The organism is Sphingomonas sp. P3_C6 (assembly GCF_056402595.1).
In genome coordinates, this window is record NZ_JBFUHB010000001.1 from 690507 (window position 1) to 710744 (window position 20238).

At 66.0% G+C, this 20238-nt stretch carries 16 protein-coding genes and 1 pseudogene; 4 read left to right on the forward strand and 13 right to left on the reverse strand.

Features of this window, described 5'->3' with window-relative positions; genetic code table 11:
* Positions 1-7: 7 nt before the first annotated feature.
* The 5 genes from AC1DT7_RS03375 to cyoA all read right to left on the reverse strand — a co-directional run bounded on the left by AC1DT7_RS03375 (position 8) and on the right by cyoA (position 4952).
* Positions 8-676, reverse strand: coding sequence for an SURF1 family protein (locus tag AC1DT7_RS03375; protein WP_478034255.1), 669 nt, complete (start codon positions 674-676; stop codon positions 8-10).
* Between the two features lie 65 nt (positions 677-741).
* Positions 742-1098, reverse strand: coding sequence for a cytochrome o ubiquinol oxidase subunit IV (gene cyoD / locus AC1DT7_RS03380; RefSeq protein WP_478034205.1), 357 nt, complete (start codon positions 1096-1098; stop codon positions 742-744).
* The gene (gene cyoC / locus AC1DT7_RS03385; protein WP_478034206.1) at positions 1095-1724 is read right to left on the reverse strand and encodes a cytochrome o ubiquinol oxidase subunit III; all 630 of its coding nucleotides are present in this window, start codon (positions 1722-1724) and stop codon (positions 1095-1097) included. The genes cyoD and cyoC overlap by 4 nt, the downstream gene beginning before the upstream one ends.
* Complete coding sequence (gene cyoB / locus AC1DT7_RS03390) at positions 1721-3748, reverse strand: cytochrome o ubiquinol oxidase subunit I (protein ID WP_478034207.1); 2028 nt, start codon at positions 3746-3748, stop codon at positions 1721-1723. The genes cyoC and cyoB overlap by 4 nt, the downstream gene beginning before the upstream one ends.
* 13 nt (positions 3749-3761) lie before the next feature.
* Positions 3762-4952 carry a ubiquinol oxidase subunit II gene (gene cyoA / locus AC1DT7_RS03395; RefSeq protein ID WP_478034208.1) on the reverse strand — a complete coding sequence of 397 codons (1191 nt, stop codon included), beginning with the start codon at positions 4950-4952 and terminating at the stop codon, positions 3762-3764.
* Positions 4953-5105: 153 nt separating this feature from the next.
* Here cyoA and AC1DT7_RS03400 point away from each other — a divergent pair, with 153 nt between their 5' ends.
* Both AC1DT7_RS03400 and AC1DT7_RS03405 read left to right on the forward strand, forming a co-directional pair.
* Complete coding sequence (locus AC1DT7_RS03400) at positions 5106-6419, forward strand: MFS transporter (protein WP_478034209.1); 1314 nt, start codon at positions 5106-5108, stop codon at positions 6417-6419.
* 79 nt (positions 6420-6498) lie between these two features.
* Entirely contained in the window at positions 6499-7110 is a 612-nt protein-coding gene (locus AC1DT7_RS03405) for a YdeI/OmpD-associated family protein (protein WP_478034211.1), read from the forward strand.
* On the opposite strand, the gene AC1DT7_RS03410 is transcribed toward AC1DT7_RS03405, so the two are convergent.
* Positions 7101-9152 carry an acyltransferase family protein gene (locus tag AC1DT7_RS03410; protein WP_478034212.1) on the reverse strand — a complete coding sequence of 684 codons (2052 nt, stop codon included), beginning with the start codon at positions 9150-9152 and terminating at the stop codon, positions 7101-7103. The genes AC1DT7_RS03405 and AC1DT7_RS03410 overlap by 10 nt on opposite strands.
* Before the next feature lie 32 nt (positions 9153-9184).
* Positions 9185-10810 carry an alkaline phosphatase D family protein gene (locus tag AC1DT7_RS03415; RefSeq protein WP_478034257.1) on the reverse strand — a complete coding sequence of 542 codons (1626 nt, stop codon included), beginning with the start codon at positions 10808-10810 and terminating at the stop codon, positions 9185-9187.
* 90 nt (positions 10811-10900) lie between these two features.
* Between AC1DT7_RS03415 and AC1DT7_RS03420 the strand changes: the two genes are divergently transcribed.
* Positions 10901-12373, forward strand: a complete 1473-nt coding sequence (locus tag AC1DT7_RS03420) for a hypothetical protein (RefSeq protein WP_478034214.1) — start codon at positions 10901-10903, stop codon at positions 12371-12373.
* Here the strand turns inward: AC1DT7_RS03420 and AC1DT7_RS03425 are convergent.
* The 5 genes from AC1DT7_RS03425 to AC1DT7_RS03445 form a co-directional block, all read right to left on the reverse strand.
* A complete protein-coding gene (locus tag AC1DT7_RS03425; protein WP_478034215.1) occupies positions 12370-14016 on the reverse strand; it encodes a hypothetical protein in 1647 nt (548 codons plus the stop codon). The genes AC1DT7_RS03420 and AC1DT7_RS03425 overlap by 4 nt on opposite strands.
* Before the next feature lie 59 nt (positions 14017-14075).
* Entirely contained in the window at positions 14076-15824 is a 1749-nt protein-coding gene (locus AC1DT7_RS03430; protein WP_478034216.1) for a hypothetical protein, read from the reverse strand.
* Positions 15825-15932: 108 nt separating this feature from the next.
* A complete protein-coding gene (locus tag AC1DT7_RS03435; protein WP_478034218.1) occupies positions 15933-17126 on the reverse strand; it encodes a glycosyltransferase in 1194 nt (397 codons plus the stop codon).
* 7 nt (positions 17127-17133) lie between these two features.
* Complete coding sequence (locus tag AC1DT7_RS03440; RefSeq protein WP_478034219.1) at positions 17134-17670, reverse strand: DUF2141 domain-containing protein; 537 nt, start codon at positions 17668-17670, stop codon at positions 17134-17136.
* A complete protein-coding gene (locus AC1DT7_RS03445) occupies positions 17657-18562 on the reverse strand; it encodes a hypothetical protein (RefSeq protein ID WP_478034259.1) in 906 nt (301 codons plus the stop codon). The genes AC1DT7_RS03440 and AC1DT7_RS03445 overlap by 14 nt, the downstream gene beginning before the upstream one ends.
* A 210-nt stretch (positions 18563-18772) precedes the next feature.
* Between AC1DT7_RS03445 and AC1DT7_RS03450 the strand changes: the two genes are divergently transcribed.
* Positions 18773-19876: a glycosyltransferase gene (locus tag AC1DT7_RS03450; RefSeq protein ID WP_478034220.1), complete on the forward strand. Its 1104-nt coding sequence runs from the start codon at positions 18773-18775 to the stop codon at positions 19874-19876.
* Between the two features lie 136 nt (positions 19877-20012).
* Here AC1DT7_RS03450 and AC1DT7_RS03455 read toward each other — a convergent pair.
* Positions 20013-20238 (reverse strand): annotated as a pseudogene (locus tag AC1DT7_RS03455) (hypothetical protein); the annotation flags it as partial.

Genomic DNA, 20238 nt, shown 5'->3' on the forward strand with positions numbered 1-20238 from the left:
GATTCCGTCACGCCGGGGCTCCAGCCGTGTATCGGCGCTCGCGCAGCATCCGCCAACCGCCCCAAAGCGAGAGTGCCGCCAGTGCGAACCAGGTCAGCGCATAGCCGAGATGATTGTCGGGAAAGCTGATGACCGTCAGGCCGCCTACCGGTGCGCCGGGAGCATTCATGGTGGCGTCGGCGTCGATGAAATAGGGCGCGGTGCGACGCAGATGCTGGCTGTCGGCAATGGCGGCGACGTCGCGCGAATACCAGCGGCCGGCGGCCGGATCGTTGCTGCGCAGGAAGCCGCCGCCGGGTTCGCTGATGCGCAGCAATCCGCTGACCGTCACGTTCCCCGCCCGCGCCGGGGGTACCGAATTGCGCCGTTCTGGTGGCACGAAGCCCCGATTGACCAGGATGGTCGAGCCGGTCGTCTGGAACGGCGTCAGCACCCAATAGCCGGCGCCCAGATCGGTCGTCGCGCGTACCAGCGTATCGCGGCTCTGCAGGAATTGCCCCGTCGCCGCGACGCGCCGATAGGCGTCCTGTTCGCGCGTAATCGACGGCCACTCCGCCGGGCCGGGTGGCGCGACGGGGGCGGCATTTACCCGGGCATCGACCGCGGCGATCAGCGCATGTTTCCAGGCGCGCCGCTCGACCTGCCATATGCCGAGCGCGATGAAGAGCACCGCCATTGCCAGCGCGGCGACGGGTGCGATGGACCGCACCACGCCGCGCGCAGCAGGGCGGGCAGGCAGATTCAAGGCATCTGTCTCATGTCTTGCGGCATCGGCATCATATTGGTGTTCAGATGATACATGACCCAGATCGATCCGCTCAGCATGATGACGATCACGATGATCGTGAAGGCAAGCGCGGTCATCGTCCAGCCGCCCTCCGCCTTGCCGTTCATGTGCAGGAAATAGATCATATGGACGATCATCTGTACCGCGGCGAATCCGACCACCAGCGCGGCGATCACGCCGCCGGAGAACGGGCGCGTCATCACCAGCCAGAACGGGATGGCGGTGAGCACGACCGACAGGCCGAAGCCGATGACATAATCGCGCAACGACCCGTGCTGGGCGCCCTCGGCATGATGCATGTCCTGGCTCATCGCAGCATTCCCAGCAGATAGACGAAGGTGAAGACGCCGATCCAGATGACGTCGAGAAAGTGCCAGAACAGGCTGAGGCACATCAGCCGCCGCTGATTGGCGACAATCAGGCCGTGGCGCGAGACCTGCACCATCAGCGTCACCAGCCAGACAAGGCCGAAGGTGACGTGCAGGCCATGCGTGCCGACCAGCGTGAAAAAGGCGGAGAGGAAGGCGCTGCGCTGCGGCGTCGCGCCTTCGTGGATCAGGTTCGAGAATTCGTAGAGCTCGATGCCCAGGAACGCAGCGCCGAACAGGCCGGTGATGGCGAGCCAGGCGAGCATCTGCCCCTTTGCCTGACGCTGCATGGCGAGCATCGCAAAGCCATAAGTGATCGACGAGAAGAGCAGCATCGCGGTGTTGAGCGCGACGAGCGGCAGCTCGAACAGGTCCTTCGGCCCCGGCCCGGCGGCGAGATTGCCACCGAGCACGGCATAGCAGGCGAACAGGATCGCGAAGATGAGGCAGTCGCTCATCAGGTAGATCCAGAAGCCGAGCATCGTGCTGTGGCCTTCGGGATGGTCGTGCTCGTCCAGTTCGTAGAAGCGCAGCGGCACATCGGCCATGGGTGCGGTCTGCATCGTCATGCTCCCGCCCCCCCTGCAAGCCCGGCCGATGCGAGCTGGAGCGTGCGTGCCGCCTCGGTCGCGGCCACCGTCTCGGCCGGGATGTGGAAATCCCGCTTGTAGTTGAACGTATGGCCGATCGCGACGACCAGGATGCAGGCAAAGCCCAGCACCGCCAGCCACCACATGTACCAGATGAGCCCGAAGCCGGTGACCAGGCTGAGGCCGGCCAGGATCACGCCGGTCCCGGTGTTGCGCGGCATATGGATCGGGCGGAAGCCGTCGACGGGGCGCTCGGCATTGGCGGACTTCATGCCGTACCAGGCATCGAGCGAATGGATCACCGGCGTGAAGGCGAAATTATACTCGGGCGGCGGCGAGGAGGTCGCCCATTCGAGCGTCCGGCCGTTCCATGGATCGCCGGTCGTATCCGCAAGCTGCTCGCGCTTGCGGATGCTCACGGCGAACTGGACGAGCATCGCGGCGATGCCCAGCGCGATGACGCCGGCGCCGATGGCGGCGATGACGAACCAGATCTGCAGGCTCGGATCGTCGAACACGCGCATCCGCCGGGTCACGCCCATCAGCCCCAGGATGTAGAGCGGCATGAAGGCGAGCCAGAAGCCGACCACCCAGCACCAGAAGCTGATCTTGCCCCAGAAGACGTCGAGCTTGAAGCCGAATGCCTTGGGCCACCAATAGTTGATCGCGGCGAACAGGCCGAACAGCACGCCGCCGATGATCACATTGTGGAAATGCGCGATCAGGAACAGCGAATTGTGCAGCACGAAATCGGCCGGCGGCACCGCGAGCAGCACGCCGGTCATGCCACCCACCACGAAGGTCAGCATGAAGGCGACCGTCCACATCATCGGCAGGTCGAACCGGATCCTGCCGCGGTACATGGTGAACAGCCAGTTGAAAAGCTTGGCCCCCGTCGGGATGGAGATCACCATCGTCGTGATGCCGAAGAAGCTGTTGACGCTGGCGCCCGACCCCATGGTGAAGAAATGGTGCAGCCAGACCAGGTACGACAGGATGGTGATGACCACCGTCGCATAGACCATCGAGGTGTAGCCGAAGAGCTTCTTGCCGGAAAAGGTCGAGGTGACTTCCGAGAAAACGCCGAATAGCGGCAGGATCAGGATATAGACTTCCGGGTGACCCCAGATCCAGATCAGGTTCACGTACATCATCGGGCTGCCACCGAAATCGTTCGTGAAGAAGTTGGTGCCGACATAGCGGTCGAGGCTGAGCAGCACGAGCACGGCGGTCAGCACCGGGAAGGACGCGACGATCAGCACGTTGGTGCACAGCGACGTCCAGGTGAACACCGGCATCTTCATCAGGGTCATGCCGGGCGCGCGCATCTTCAGGATGGTAACGATCAGGTTGATGCCCGACAGGGTCGTCCCGATACCGGCGATCTGTAGCGCCCAGATATAATAATCCACCCCGCTCGCCGGACTATAGGCGATGCCCGAAAGCGGCGGATAGGCGAGCCAGCCGGTCTGCGCGAACTCGCCGACGAACAGCGACGCCATCACCAGCACCGCCCCCGACGCCGTCATCCAGAAGCTGAAATTGTTGAGGAAGGGGAAGGACACGTCGCGCGCGCCGATCTGAAGCGGCACGACATAGTTCATGATGCCGGTCACCAGCGGCATCGCCACGAAGAAGATCATGATCACGCCGTGGGCGGTGAAGATCTGGTCGTAGTGATGGGCGTTGAGATAGCCCTCGGATCCGTTGAAGGCCATTGCCTGTTGCAGGCGCATCATGATGGCATCGGCAAAGCCGCGCAGCAGCATGACGATGCCGAGCACCATGTACATGATGCCGATCTTCTTGTGGTCGACGCTGGTGAACCACTCCTTCCACAGCCAGCCCCAGAGGCGGTATTTGGTGATGAGCCCGAGCACGGCGAGACCGCCGATCACCACGCCGATGAAGGTGGCGACGACGATCGGTTCGTGCAGCGGCAGGGCGTCGAGCGAGAGCCGGCCGAAGATCGGGCTCAGCGCGGGGGCGGGATGCGGTGACATGCGGAGCTGGCTTTCAGGATCTGGGACGTGCGGGCGGCTGATCCGCCGCCGCGGTGACGAACGGGAAGGGCTTTTGGCTGGGCCGGCTGAGGCCGGCGCCCATCAGCGGGGCGAGGCTGGCAGGCTTTTTGGGAAGCTCGGGCTGCGCCGCCATCGCCATGGCGGGTCGCGGCGCGCAGGTTGCGCCGACCATCATCCGCCCGCTTTGCGCCACGGTGCCGCGCCCGGAGAATTTATCATAGCTGAGCTGCCGGACGTTATAGGTCCCGGCCAGACCCATGCCCCCCCGCGCATCGATCGCCATCATGTCGTGCATGCACATCTTGCCCGGCTCGACGCAGAGATTGACGATCGAGTCGAACAGGTCGGCATCGACCGCGGCGAAGCGCTGCACCGGCACATTCTCGCTCGGGCGTTCGAGCTGAAGATAGGCGGCCCGGTCGAGCGCACCGCCGCCGTCGCGTGTGYGCTTCACCCAGGTCGCGAAATCGGCCTCGGTCATGCTCTTCGCGCGGAAGCGCATGCCTGAAAAGCCGGCGCCGCTGTAGTTGGCGGAAAAGCCCTCATAGGAACCGGGGCGGTTGAACACCGCGTGCAGCCGCGTCTCCATGCCCGGCATCGCATAGATCTGCCCGGCGAGCGCCGGGATGTAGAAGGAGTTCATCACCGAGGACGAGGAGATCCGGAAGCGGATCGGCCGGTCGGCCGGCGCAGCCAGTTCGTTGACCGTCGCGATGCCATATTCGGGGTAGATGAACAGCCATTTCCAGTCGAGCGCGACCACGTTCACGTCGAGCGGCTTCGCGGTCGCCTGCACCGGCCGGTTCGGTGCGGTACGCGCCAGCGGGCGATAGGGATCGAGCAGGTGCGTGCCGACCCAAGTCAGCGCGCCCAGGCAGATGATGATGAGCAGCGGCGCCGCCCAGATCACCAGCTCGAGCTGAGTCGAATGGTCCCAGTCGGGCTCATAGCGCGCGCTGTCGTTCGCTGCGCGATACCGCCAGGCGAACAGGCAGGTCAGGATCAGCACCGGCACGATGATCAGCAGCATCAGGCCGGTGGAGATCATCACCAGATTGCCCTGCTGGCGGGCGACGTCGCCCGCCGGGTTGAGCACGACCATGTTGCAGCCGCCAAGCAATGGCAGGGCAAGGAGCGGGACTCGGCGCAGCATCCGCCGCGCGTCGTGGACGATCTGGAACATGCGGGCCGGCTACGCCCGCTATGCTGCACCGCACATAGGACATTTTGTCCAATCCCCACGGCGTTGATCCACGCGCAGGGACGGCCCTATGCTCGCACATGGCGGGCCAGTGATGTGTGAAAGGGAGTCCGCAAGGCTCCGGGAGCCGACGAGATGACCGCGCAGACCAATGCCGAACGCGACGCCCGCTCGCTGCACGAGGGTGGCCATAAGGTCGCCCCGGGCGAGATCGCCATCGGCGTGGTGATCGGCCGCACCTCGGAATTCTTCGATTTCTTCGTCTATGCGATCGCCTCGGTGCTCGTCTTCCCGAAACTGGTCTTCCCGTTCGCCGATCCGCTGACCGGCACACTCTATTCCTTCGGGCTGTTCGCGCTCGCCTTCATGGCCCGGCCGGTAGGCACGGTCATCTTCACCGCCATCGACCGCACCTATGGCCGCGGCGCCAAGTTGACCACGGCGCTGTTCTTGCTCGGCGGGTCGACTGCCGCCATCGCTTTCCTGCCGGGCTATGAGACGATCGGCATTGGCTCGGCGCTGCTGCTCGGCCTGTTCCGCATGGGCCAGGGCGTCGCGCTCGGCGGGTCCTGGGACGGGCTCGCCTCGCTGCTCGCGCTTCACGCACCGGATGGCCGGCGCGGCTGGTATGCGATGCTGCCGCAGCTCGGCGCGCCGCTCGGCCTCATCGTCGCCAGCCTGTTGTTCACGTTCCTCATCGCTGCCTTGCCGGCTGAGGATTTCTTGAGCTGGGGCTGGCGCTATCCCTTCTTCGTCGCGTTTGCGATCAACGTCGTGGCGCTGTTCGCGCGGCTGCGCATCGTCGTGACGCCCGAATATGCCACGCTGTTCGAAAGCCGTGAGCTCGAGCCGGCGCCGATCACCGAAACCGTTCGCTCGCAATGGCGCACGATCGCGATGGGCGCCTTTGCGCCGCTCGCCAGCTTCGCGATGTTCCACATGGTCACGGTGTTTCCGCTGTCCTGGGTGTTCCTCTTCACGCGTGAGAGTCCGGTGCGGTTCCTGGCGATCGAGGCGGTGGCAGCAGCGCTCGGCATCGGATCGATGATCTTGTCGGGCTATGTCGCCGATCGTGTCGGGCGCCGGACCGTGCTCGGCTTCTCGGCCGCGGCCATCGCCGCGTTCAGCGGCTTCGCGCCCCAGTTGCTGGATGCCGGGGAGGGCGGAGAGATCATCTTCATGCTGCTCGGCTTCATCCTGCTGGGCTTTTCGTTCGGCCAGTCGTCAGGCGCCCTGTCGCCGAGCTTCCAGCCGCGCCACCGCTATACAGGATCGGCGTTGACGTCGGATCTCGCCTGGCTGTTCGGCGCCGGCTTCGCGCCCTGGGTCGCGCTGTTCCTGTCGAGCCATTTCGGCCTGTTGTCGGCCGGCGTCTATCTGCTCTCCGGCGCGATCGGCACGCTGGTGGCGCTCTGGCTGAACCGCGAGCTGGCGCGGGCGATCGAGTAAGGTCGCGGCGGATCGCCGTTCCTTGAGCCGGGGCGTCGGGCCGTATAGCCAGACATGCTCCACGCCGAGGACGTCATCCATGCCCCAGGTCATCGTCGATCCCGCCAAGGTCCACAGCTTCGAGGATGGCGAGGCCTTTTACGCGTGGCTTGGCAAGCATCATGATGTTGCGGACGAGGTCTGGATCAAGCTCCACAAGGTCGGATCGGGCCGTCCCTCGATCACGCCGAAGGAAGCGATCGACGTCGTGCTCTGCTGGGGATGGATCGACGCCATCCGCAAGAGCTTCGACGACAAGAGCTATCTGCAACGCTATACGCCGCGTGGCCGCAAGAGCATCTGGAGCAAGATCAACGTCGACAATGTCGCGCGCCTGATCGACGAGGGCCGGATGACCGATCACGGACTGGTCCAGGTCGAGGCGGCCAAGGCCGATGGCCGGTGGCAGCGCGCCTATGGCAGCGGCAAGGACATGCGGATTCCGGACGATCTGCAGGCAGCGATCGATGCCGACCCGGAGGCGAAGGCGATGCTCGGCAGGCTGACGGCGCAGAACCGCTTCGCGCTGGCCTTCCGCACCCATAATATGAAGACCGAGGAGGGCCGCCGGCGAAAGATCGCGACCTTTGTCGACATGCTCAGGCGCGGTGAGACGATCCACCCGCAGAAGATCGCGGGCGATCAGTCCTGATTGCGCGCAGTGTGAGATTGCGCGTTAGCCGAATGCGCTGTCGTCTCCGCGCCTCTGCGCCTCTGCGCGAACATCGGTTCGAACACCGGCGCCACGAAGCGCGCACCACGCGCGCTCAGGTGATTGCCGTCGAAATAGAGCGGATAGCCGGCATCGGTGACCTTGCAGGTCTGCGGTCCGCACAACAGGCGTGACGGGTCGATCACGCCGATCAGCCCGCGCCGTTCGAGATCCAACGCGATGGCGCGAAACGCAGCGTCCCGGCGAAGATGGTCGGCGCGAAGCGGTTCGATCCGGTGCATCACGCCCAGCAACTGTGCCTTGGCCAGCCGGCGCGGTTCGGCAAAGGGCGCGTCCGGGACGTCCTCCACTACCCGCACGGCGATGCCGAGCGCGCGCAATTGCCGCACGCCCCGTTCGAAGGCGATCCGGTCGCCGCCCGGTGTTTCAGCATCGGGGTTTCTGCCGCTGCCATAGACGCTCCAATGCGCCGCCAGCAGCACGATCCGGGGCCGTTCCTCGGCAAGGAAGCGCATCACCGCGGCGTTGCGCGCTGCGCATTCCTGCTTCCGGGCTGCGCGGAACATCCACTGGTTGGGTTTTTCCTCATGCGCCCTGATCGGCAGCAGCGGCGGGCAGCCGAGCGAAGTCAGATCGTACCCGGCCACGCCATGGCGATGGGCAAGCATGTCGAGTGCTGGAAGATACACCGCCGCATGCGAATCGCCCCACAGCACGAAGTCCGCCTTCCTCCTGGTGCTGCCGATGCGGCAGGCCGTGTCGGTGCGGATCGTGTCGATCGGCCGGCCGGCACAGCCATAATCGGGTTCGGGGCCGCGCTCGTTCAGCCGCTGCACGGCCGCGTCGAACCGCCAGGGCAGGCCGTTCGCCAGGGCAATGCCGGCGCCGTAGAGCGCGAGCGCGCCGCTTCCGGCAAGCGCGCCCAGGAATAGCTGCCGCCGCGACAGCAGCAGCCGGGGTTTGCGAAAGGGGAGCTCGATATAGCGCCAGGACAGCCAGGCGAGGGGAAAGGCAAGCAGCACCATCGCCAGCCGGACATAACGGTACGGCCCGAGCAGGTAATAATTGCCGAACACGATCAGCGGCCAGTGCCAGAGATAGAGCGAATAGGAGATCAACCCGATCGCGACGAGTGGCCTCGCGCCGAGCAGGCGTGCGATATGCGAGCCCGGCGCCTGGGTGCCGTACAGGATCGCGGCGGCGGCCATCACCGGCTCGACCGCATTCACCCCGGGAAAGCTCGCATGTTCCGACAGGTTCCAGACGGCATGGCCGATCGCCGCGAGCCCGAGCAATGCCGCCATATCGCCCATCCAGCGCCCGGGCGGCGGCGGCAATAGTCCGGCGGCGAGCAGTGCGCCGGCGATGAATTCCCAGGCGCGCGACAGCGGCGAATAGAAGGCGCCGCCGGGATCGGCCCGCACTGCCCAGATGCTGTACGCGAAGGAGGCAAGGCCGGCGACGACAAGCGTGGCACGCAGCAGCATGGGCCTGCGCCGCACCAGGAGGAGCAGCGCGGGGAACAGGATGTAGAATTGCTCTTCCACCGCCAGCGACCAGGTGTGGAGCAGCGGGGTCGCCTCGGTGGTCAGGCTGAAATATCCCTCCCATCCCCAGAACAGCAGGTTCGACCCGAACAGCGCGATCGCCGCGAGGCTCCGGCCGAAATCGCTGAAATCGGCGGGCAGCAGGATCCAGCCGGCGATGCCCGACGCGGCGAGCATCGCCAGCAGGGCGGGCAGGATCCGCCGCACCCGGCGTTCGTAGAAACCGATCAGGGTGAAGGTGCCGGCCGCGCTCTCGCGCAGGATCAATTGCGTGATGAGATAGCCGGAGATGACCAGGAAGATATCGACCCCGACGAACCCGCCGGGAAAGCCGCGGATGCGCGCATGGAACAGCACCACCGCCAGCACCGCGATCGCGCGCAGCCCGTCGATCTCGCGCCGATAGGCGGTTGCCCCGCTCCCTTGGCCCTGTGCTTCCAGCGCTCCGCTCCCCTCGATCCGCCAGCACGGCAAATCACGGGGCGAGTCAAGCGGACGGCAGGGCCTCAGCCCATCATATTGCGGCCGCGCGCGATGCTGGCGGTGTGGCCGATGCTGCCCTTGGCCGATGGCGTCTTGACGGTGTCGACCATGATCCAGTCGTTGCTCACCCGATCGGGCGTGATCGTCATCGCCATATAGCCGCGTCGGCTGGTGTCGCACCATTTCAGCTCGGGATTGGCGGCGACCAGCCCTGCCGCGACGATCTTCGGGTCGACGCCGAGGCCGGCTTCATAGCCGGAGGAGGTGACGGCATGGCCGGCGAATTCGACGCCGGCCGGCTTGCCGTCCTGCGCCAGATCATAGGCCCAGGCATTGTGGCTGTCGCCCGAGATGACCACCAGGTTCGCGCCCAGCGCCTGCGACGATTTGAGGAAGCGGGCGCGGGCCGCCGGATAGCCGCCCCAATTGTCGAAGTTGAACGGCAGGCCGTTTTGCGCCGCGGCGATGCCGGCGGTGATATAGCCCTTTGACCGCGCATCGGCATCGGGCGCGAGCCAGCTTGCCGCGGCGGTGGGCATCACCGTCTGGCCCATGATCGTGCCGAAGCCGACGACCTGCCAGCGCTGCCCGGCCTTGACCGAGGCGCGCATGGCATGCGCCAGCCAATCCTCCTGCTGCGATCCCATCATCGTCGCGCCCGGATCCTGCCAAGCGCCGTCGCGGAACGCCTTCAGCGCGGCCATCGGGTCGGCCTGCTTGAACAGGGGGGCGATGTCAGGCTGTTCGGTGCGCGCGAGCAGGCGGGTCTCGGTGCGGAACAGGGTCGCCAGCGTGCCGATGTCATAGGCCTTCCACGGCTCGTCGGAGACCGGCATCCATTCGCGGAATACCTGGATCGAGGCGGCGCGCCGGGCATTCCAGTCGCCTTCGTCCGGCTGATGATTCTCGGCGCCGCCTTCCCAGCTGTCGTTCGCCGATTCATGGTCGTCCCACTGGACGATCATCGGCACCAGGCTGTGGAGCTTCTGCAGATCGGGGTCGGCGCGGTAGCTGGCGTAGCGCAGCCGGTAATCGGCGAGATGGATCATCTCGGTCGCCGGCTCGACCTTGCGGCCGGGCACCGCATCCTTTGCCGACGGATAGGTGCCGGCGGCATATTCGTAGAGATAGTCGCCGAGGTGAACCGCAAGATCCAAGTCGTCTCGCGCCGCGGCATGGGCATAGGCGTTGAAATAGCCATAGGGTAGGTTGGAGCAGGAGAAGATGGCCGCGCGGAAGCTGCGGGTGGCGCCTTCGGGCAACGTCTTCGTCCGGCCCACGGGCGAGAAGCTGCCATCAGGCGCGACGAAGCGGAAATGATAGACCCGGCCCGGCGCGAGCCCGCCGACGGTGATCTTCGCCGTATGATCGCGCCACGGGCCGGTGATCTGCACGCCGCCTGCGACCATTTTTGCGAAATCGGCGGTCTCCGACAGCTCGACCTTCACCTCGACCGCGCCGCCGTTCGCCGGCACGTAGCGGGTCCAGAGCAGGATCGACTCCGCCGACGGCTCGCCGCTGGCCACCGAATGGGTGAAGCCGCGGCCGCCGGACACGGTCGGCGTCTGGGCGAAGCCGGGAATGGCCAAGGCGCCAAGCCCCAGCGAACCGGTCAGCATGAACGAGCGGCGATCGATCCGAGGGTACATGGTCATTTCCTTCTGCCTGAACGTCGCCCCTGCACCCGCTTGATGGCGGCTCCGTGACAGCCGGGTCCTTCGCTCCTAAGGGCCGAGTCGATGTTGGAACTTTACACCAGGGCCGCGCACCGGCTGACGGCGCCGGTCGCGCCCGGTCATCGGCTGCTGATCATCCTGTCTGTCGCGATCGTCGCCCGGATGATCACCTTCGGCAACCCGATCCTCCATGTCGACGAGGAATTCTATTTCGTCACGGCACAGGCCTGGGCGCATGGCGCTTTGCCCTATGTCGATATCTGGGACAGGAAGCCGGTCGGGCTGTTCCTGCTTTACCTGCCCGCGGGCGCGCTTGGCATGCCGCTGGGCATCTGGGCCTATCAGGCGCTCGCGCTGGCCAGCCTGGTCGGCACTGCTGCGCTGATCGCCCGCCTGGCCGAGCGGGCTGGCTGGAACAGGGGCGCGCTGGGCGGTGCGCTCGCCTATGTGCTGTGGGTCAATTTCGTCGACGGGCAGGGTGGCCAGGCGCCGATCTTCTACAATCTGCTGATCATCGGCGGCGCCTGGCTGATCCTGCCCCGCGCCGATGAACGCACCCAGCGCCGGCGCGGCTTTGCCGCCATGGCGCTGGTCGGCCTCGCCCTCCAGGTCAAATATTCGGTCATCTTCGAAGGTATGTTCTTCGGCTGGTGCCTGTTGTGGCGCGAATGGAGTGCTGGGCGGCGCTGGGCGATCCTGCCTTATGGTGCGGCGCTGGTCGCGACCGCGATGCTGCCGACCGTGGCGGCAGGGCTCGCCTTCGCCCGGGTCGGCGCGGGCGATGCATGGTTCTACGCCAATTTCGCCTCGATCCTCGATCGCAAGGCCGATCCGATGCTCGAGCAGTTGGGCAATCTTGCGAAGATCCTGCTGATCACCTCGCCGCTGATCGCGGGGGCGGTCCTGGCATTGGAGTCGGGCGGACGGAAAACGCCGGAAACGTCCGCGGTGCGCCTCTGGCTGTTCGGCTGGCTGATGGCGTCGGCGCTCGGGCTGCTCCTGTTCGGGGCCTGGTTCGACCATTATTCGCTGCCGCTGATGGTGCCGCTCGCCGTGTGTGCGGCCGGCTTTTTCGGCGATCATCGTGATGGCCGGCGCGTGGCGCTGGCTGTGCTGCTGATCGCCTTCCTTGGTGGTCAGGTGACGCTGGTGACGAAGCTCTTCACGCGCGGCACCTCGGCCCAGTTCGACGCCATCGCCGATGCGATCGGGCATGGACCGGGTTGCCTCTTTGTCTATTCGGGCGAGACCGCCTTGTATCCCGCCAGCGGCCGGTGCGCGCTGAGCCGCTATATCTTCCCCAGCCATCTGGGACGTGTGCGCGAAACCGGCGCGGTCGGGGTCGATCAGCTTGCGGAGATCGACCGGATCCTCGCGCAGAAACCTGCCGTCATCGTCATGCGGCCGGCCTATCGCGGCGAACGGATCGATACACGCGCCGTGGTGGTGGCGGATCTGCAGCGCCATTACCGGTTGAGCGCGACCAGACCGCTCGGCAATCAGCAGATCGAGATCTTCGCGCGTTCAGCGCCCTAGAAGCGGGCGTCGAGACAGCAATAGGGACCGTTCCGGCGGGCCCGGCCGAGCATGGCCGGGGGAAGATAGCGGCATCCGATGACGGCACCGGACGATCCATGGGCACGCAGATAGGCGGCGGGATCGTCGATGCTGCCATTCCAGTCGGAAAGGACACCAGTCCGGTGGAGCGGACGCCAGCTGCTCATATAGGCGATATAGGTCAGGTCATCGATCAGCAGGCCCCTGGTGCCCGCGTCGTTCGACAGGCCGCACAGCTTGCCGGTGTTCCGTATGTCGGTCCGGATCGATGCAAACCCATATGCCGACAGCGAGCTTTTCTGGTCGGCGATGTAGCCGGGGTGCCTGGCGATGGTGAGCAGCGTCGATCCATAATAGGAGATCAGCAGCAGGACACTCACCGCCGCGCAGCCGAGCGTCAGTCTCGACACCATGCGCGTCAGGCGGTCCAGCCCGGCGGACTCCCGCACCGCGCTGAGCAGGAGCATGAACGAGATGATCGTCAGCGGGGCGGTCAGGGAGCTTTCATAAACATTCTTGTGAATCTGGGCCACGCTCCACAGCATGACGGTGGAGATGATCAGCAGCGCCAGGACGATCTTTCGGCCGTTGCGCCGGTCGACCACGCCCCGCCGCGCGATCGCGACCAGTGCGCCGATCGCCGCGACCATGCAGGCGACCCAGCAGATCATGACGAGGATGGTCCAGGCGAGCGCCGGGCCATGGCCGACCACATGAGGCGGCAGCCAGTTCGACATGTTCTTCGTCTTCGGTACGGTCAGCAGGATATAATCGAGGGGATTGAGTCCCCCGAGCAGCTTGCCGATCTTCGGGCCGATCGGCCCCGCATTGAAGATGACCGACGCGATATTCTCCTGTCCGAGTTTCGTCGCCAGCAGCGGGTCGGACGGGCAGCGGAACCGGCCGATCCAATAGGGGATGGCGACGATCGTCATGCTGATCAGCGAGGTCATCGCCGCGACGCGACACCATCGCCCTTGCCGGCCGCGGCTGCTGAACGCCGCCGCCGCGAGAAACAGCGGCATGAAGATGACGCCCTTCAGGTGATAGCTGAGCGCGACCATGCCGAACAGGATGACCAGCCCGGCGCTGACCGCCGATGACGCCGCGCTATCCTCCATCGGTGTCCGGTCGTTCACTCCCCGCGTCGCGATATAGAGCGCCGCCGTCAGCGCGAGCAGGATCGGTTGCTCCGGGCGGCTGATCACGAGCATGAAGGGCAGCAGCCCCAGGCTGGCCAGCCCGAACGCCATCGTCCGCAGGGCATTCGTTTCAGGGCGCGACCTGCCGAGGTGCCTGGCCAGCCGCCAGAGCAGTGCGAGCCAGGCCAGGGCGCAGGCGACGCCGGCCAGGCGGATATAGAAGGGGTCGGCGAAACCGGTGTTGAAGGCAGCGCTCAGATGGCGGAACGGCTGCATGAAGAAGGGTGCTTCCGCAAGCGTATTGGCCCCGCAATTCTCCGCGACGAAGCGGTCGACCCCGTCGATCGCCATACGGGCCTGGAATCGCCAACCCACCTCGTCGGTATAGACCGGCACCAGCATGCCCAGGGCGATCGAGCACAGCACGACCGCGGCGGCGGCATAAGCGGACGGCAGTCGGCGTGGGGAAAGGGCGGGCATAGGAACTTTCATGAGGCGCCGCGGCAATCGGCAACGGTACCGGCAAGCCGGCGCCGCGCCTAGCCGAAGGGACGGCTCCACGGAGTCGGCCGGCGCATGTCGAGCCGGCACAGCCCCTGCAACCGGTGCGCCCTCGCATAGGCGAGCACGCGGGCGTCATAATCGGGCGAGGTCGAGTTCGCGAAGTCCCACCCGGGCGGGTTGAAGGTGGAAAAGCCGTTGATCGTCGGCACGCGCCAGAGCTGCGCGAGGAGCATGGCGTCGACATTGTGCGGATAGACGCCATTGCCGCCGCCCGGCGACACGGCGAGCGCATTGCCCGCCTTGCGCGGAACCTCCTCGCTGGTCCGCGCAAGGACGACGTAGAAGCTTCGGCACCCGGCTGGCGGGGCGGGGATATGCCATAGATCGGCTATCTGCCGTGCGCGGCTGAGCTCGGTCACGGGCTCGGCGCTGATCTGCTCGGCGACGAGGAAGATCGCGATCCCGGCGGCAAGCCAGGGGCTTGCGTGCAACAGCCGGATCGCGCGTTCGCGAAACACCGCAAAGACGAGCAGCAGCACCGGCAGGACAAGGAAAAGCTGATAGCGCAGGACGATGCGGATGCCGCCCGCGCCCGGCACCAGGAAATGGACCAGCGCCCAGGGCGACAGGAACCAGAGCTGAAGCGTCAGCGCCCAGCCGATGAGGACCGCCAGCGCGAACACGCGCAGCTCGGTTCCCGGCCTGGGATATCCCGGATTCCTGCCCAGCACCCGGTGGAGGGCAAGGATCGTCAGCGCGAACAGCAGCAGCGAGAAACCCGTTTCATGCTCGCCGCGCAGCCAGCGGGTCGGCAGGGTCGATCCGGTCGGCACCACGGCCCTGAACAGCGCCTCGAGGATCTGGAAGATCCAGCCCCAGACGTAATTGCCCGGCCCGACATTGATCAGGTCGACCGGCGTGACCAGCGGGCTGATCATATAGCCGTGCCCACCGGTCTCGGTCAGCTTGGCGATATAGACGACCAGGAACGGGCCGATGCAGAGCGCAAAGACCGATCCCGTTGCCGCCAGCACGATGACGTGCCGGCGGATCAGCGCCAGCGCCCTGCGCGGCGCGATCTGGCCGCTCTGCCACAGCCAGCACGATGCTAGGATGCCCATGAACAGGATCGTGAACCAGGCCATGTAATAGGAGGTGAGCAGCCATGCCGCCATCAGCGCGGCAAAGGCCCCGCCGAATGCCGCGGCCCGACGGTGCCGCCCGGCGCGCTCCGCCGTGATGGCGCCGAGCACGAGCATCGCGACGATGGGCAGCAGGCCGATCGAGTTGAGCTGGGCATTGCCGGCCCGCAACGCCAGGCCGCTCGCGACGGTGAAGAGAATCGCGACGAGGATCGCGACGGGCTTCTCCCAGCCAAGGCTGCGCGAGACGAGCGCATAGGCGCCGACAAAGCCGATCGTCTTGAAGGTGAAGATGTTCAGCGTGTCGGCGTGGAACGGGTCGGCGAACAGCCGCCAGAAGGAATAGACCAGCCCGTAGAGGAAATAGCCGTCATTGTAGCCGAGCGTGTCGCCATAGGGATGGAAATAGGCGGGCAGGTTCCAGGTCGATCCATGGACCAGCACGTTCCGCCAATGCTCGAGCAGGCTGATCTCGATGATCGAATCGCCGCGGTCGCCGAATCCCAGGTCGAAGCCGCTGAGGATCGGCGCCCGGAAGAACAGGAGCATCGCTGCGGCATAGGCGATGAGGAAGGCGGCGATGTTCAGGAAGCGTGAAAGGCCCGGGCGGCTCGTCGTCGGTCGGGCGCTGGTCGCTTGCAAGATCGGGCCGCCTTCGCGCTTGGCGGCTCCGCCCCTGGATTATGGGCGGCATCGCAAGATATCCCAGTGTCTGAAAAACGTGCCGGCCGCTGTCAAGCCATGGGCCGATCAGGCGGCGACGCCGCTCCCGCGCGCCGCGCGCTTCGCCGCGATCAGCCCCGCATAATAGTCCATCAGCTCGACGGTATGCTCGCGGTCGCTGCGGACCTTGCCGGCCGCGACGATGGCGGCGCGGCGCAGGATTTTCGGGTCGCGCGCAAACAGCCGCTCGATGGCGAGCGCCGCCGACTGCGCGTCCCGCGCCGTGTAGAGCTCGGAGCAGTGCGGATCGGCGATCTCGGCGCAGCCGCCGGTGTCGGGCGCGATCAGGGGAAGCCCCGCAGCCATCGCCTCCGACGCGACCAGCCCGAACGGTTCGGCTTCCGATCCGTGGATCAGTGCGTCGCAACTCGCGACGATCCGGGCGAGGCGCTCGCGGTCATAGACCGGGCGGAACATGCGGATATGGGGCGATCCCGCGATCCGCTTTTCGATCGCGCGGCTCTCGATGCCGGCGCCGAGCAGCATCAGGCCAACCGGCAGCGAGGAACCCGCACGCTCGACCGCGTCGATCACCAGGCGCCAGCGCTTCTCCGGGTGGTGCCGGCCGAGGCCCAGCAGCAGATGCCCCTCGGGCGGCAACTCGCACTGGGCGAGCAGGGCGGCCCGCAGCTTCTCGTCGCGCAGGCTGGGGGAGAAATGGCCGCGCTCGATGCCGAGCGGCATCGCCGCGTCGATCCGCACGCCGCGCGCCTTCAGTCGCTTTTCGAGGGCCGGACCGTTGGTCACCACCGCATCGTAATTGTCGAGGAAGCGGCTCATGTAGCGGCTGTACCAGGCGAAGGCGCGCTCGATCTGGTCGGGTGCCGCCAGGCCTTCGAACCAGCGCAGCGCATAAGCGGCGACATTGTCGTTGTGCATGAAGAACACCTTGGCGGCGTCCCCCTGCCACTGCCCTACGATCCAGGCCGGCCGCCAGGGCGACGATGCCTCGACCAGGTCCGGCTTCAGTTCGTCGAGCAGCTTCGTGACCGGTGCCGCATCCCAGAACAGGCCGTAATTCTTGTCGAAGATCAGGCGCGATGCCTTCACATAGATGATCTTGCCGCCGCCCGGACGCTCCTCGACCAGGTCCTCGCGGCCCGCCGCGATGACGATCAGCTCATGCCCGAGTTCGGACATGATTCCCATCTTGCGGTCGATATAGGTGCGCACGCCCCCGCCGGTCGGCGAGTAGAATTCATTGACGTCGACGATCCGCATCTCGCCCTCAGTCCTTCGACTTGATCGGGCCGAAGCCCCCAAGGCCGCGCAGATATTGCGCCTGGATGTTGGTGGTGGTCACGCCCGAGCCGACGTTGATCGCCGCCATGTCCAGCTTGGGGCGGGTGCGGCCGAGCTTCACATTGCTCGGAAAGCCGGCGCCGTCGCTCCAGAAATCAAACTTGTTCCGGCCGTCGCGGTTGTGCGTGAACAGCAGGGCGTAATGGCCCGGCGTCGGTGCCTTGATGCACAGGGTGATCGGGCCGGATTGCGGGGTCGGCACCCGCACGCGGCGGAAGAACTTGCCCTCCTTGATGAGGTCGCGGTCGTCCTTCAGGAAATCCGCCTCGTTCGCGGGATAGAGTTCGAGCTTGAGTTCGCCAATGCGATCCTTCAGCCCGGAGACGTTGACTCGGATCGCAGGACCGCCGCCGCCGGCGCACGCCGTGCTGTCGCCGAGGACGCCGGCCTGCGCCTCGACCGTGAGCGGTACGAGCATGGCACCGCAGAGGGCGGCGCTGGCCAGAAATCTACGAAACGACATTCTTTGTCCTCAGCAAGCCATGCAGGCTGAAGGTTCCGATCAAGATGACGTGCACGAGCAATACCAGGGCCGCGGTCATCGCCATCAGTTCGGAAAGCGCTGCATCCTGGCCGATCAATATGATCGCGAAATTGGCGAAAAGAAGGTCCTTGTTCGGCACCAATGGGAGGCGCGAGACGAGAAGGCGCGCCGCGCCAAGGATAAGCCACATTCCGATCGAGACGCTCGGCAGGGCGAAATGCCAGGCAAAGGCGAGGAAGACGGACCCCGAGATCAGGCGGACGCAATGGACCATGAAGATCCACCAGAGGGTGCCGCGCGGCTGGGAGAAGACCCGCTTGGAGAAGATCAGGAAGGGCAGCGACATGGCGAAGGTGATCGCAGCCGAGGTCTCCACCGTGTGGAGCTGGATCGGGGTCAGCAGGCCGACGCCGAGCGGCAGCGCGATGGCGATCATCGCCAGCGTGACCGCGTTGCCGGCGATCGCCGACAGGATGGACACGTCCTTCACCGCGCCGAACGGCGCCGCCACCATCTGCGATCGTTGTCGCGCCCAGGCGTAGAAATAGGCCTCGCCCGAATAGCCTAGCACCACGTCGTTCGCGATCCGCTTCTTCAGCAGCGCGGCAAGGCCGGACAGGGGAATGCCCCACAGCCGCCGGAAGATGATGAAGTCGCCGAGCGGCGGTGCGAGGTACAGCAGCGCGAAGGCGAGGTAGAACAGCGGATCGTGCGGTATCGCGCGGCTCAACCCGGCCAGCCCGGATCCGAACAGCTCCCGGCCAAGCCCGAAGATCATCGCAAGCGTGATGATCGCACCGATCACCATCGGCCAGCGCCGCTTCAGCGTCTGCACTGGCTCCAGCCCGGCGAGGTCGGGGACCGTCACCAGGGGCGTCTTGGCACTGTTTATGAGGGTAATTTTAGATCCCAGTCCGTCCACGATACGACCTGTTTTGTTTGGTTCCGGTCTTGACCGGCGTTGGCGAGCGGTAGCTAGATCGCGCTTCCGGGCCGATTTGCAACCTGCACCGGAATAATGTCCATTTTGTGCTGCACTGCGAAACTTTTGCTGCAATTGGTCGGTATGCGCCCCCTTCAGATGCTGAATCCACCGCCCGAAGCGGCCAGCATTCTGGCCTATGCGCAGACCCTGAAAGGTGGCGGCGTCGAGCGCGTGCTGCTGCGACTCGCGCGTGGCTGGGCTCTTTCGGAGCGACGCATAACGCTGGTGATCGGTGACGCGGATGGGCCGTTGGCGGCCGAGCTGCCGGCCGATATCGACGTCAGGCTGCTCGGCGATTCCTCCTATGGGGGCTTGCGCGCCATGGCCGGAATCGTTCGGGACGTGGCGCCCGACCTGATCTTCTGCCCCGGCAACCACTATACCGGCATCGCTTTCCTCACGCGACTGCGGCTTGGCCGGCGCTGCCCCCCTATCGTCGGCAAGGTGTCGAATCGGCTCGACCGGGCCGATCAGGGGGCGATCGTCGCATGGGGCTATCGTGCGTGGCTAAAGCTCCACCCGCACTTCCTCGATCATGTCGTCGCAATGACGCCCGCGATGCGCGACGAGGCGATTCGGATGATGGGCATCGCTCCGGACCGGGTCTCCGTCATTCCCAACCCGCCCGCGCCGCGCCTGTCGGACGAGGCGCCCGCATGGCTGCCGGCCGGGCGATTCCTGCTCGGTGTAGGCCGGCTCGCGCCGCAGAAGCGCTGGGACCGGATGATCGCTGCGCTGCCCCGGCTCGCGCAGGGCGATGTCCATCTGGTCATCCTGGGCGAAGGCGATGAACGGCCAGCGCTCGAGGCGCAGATTGCGGCGCTGGGACTGCAGGCGCGCGCGCACCTCCCGGGTTACGACCCCGATCCGCGTCCTGCGCTGGCGCGCGCGACCGCCGTGGTGCTGACATCCGATTTCGAGGGCGTGCCCGGCGTGCTGCGCGAGGCGCTGGCGGAAGGCACGCCGGTCGTATCGACCGACTCGAGCATCGCCGTGCGGGAGATCGTGGGCAGCCCCGCGCAGGGCAGTGTAGTGCCGCCTGATGACGATGAGGCGCTGGTCGCCGCGCTGAACCATTGGCTCGTGCCGGGCCGGCCCCGCCCCGAACCGATGCCCGAGCCGGGCGTCGATTCGGCACGGCTCTATCTCGACCTGTTCGACTCAATCGTCGCGTGCCGGAGCGCTGTGCCTGAAATCTGACCTGCGCGGCGTCCAAGTTTCTCCTTCTGCGCTTCCCCGGCGAAGGCCGGGGCCCAGTTGGGGGACGATAATGATCGTCGTTGCGCTCCGTTATACTGGCCTTCCCAACTGGACCCCGGCCTTCGCCCTACGAGATTCACACATGGTATAGTGCGTATCCTTGTAGCATCGTCTGAAGGCGTAAGAGGCCTTCGAGTATGACGACGGGTCCGGGTTTTCCATAATAGCCGGTCCAGCCGCCGAGGCGCGCGCAGATCCACGAGGCGAACGCGAGCGAGCCTGGTGGGTGAGGGTTTTTCTGCTTGTCGGTCTTGCCTTCGAGCGCGGCGTTGACCTTGGCCATAGCGGGTTCATCACCGGGA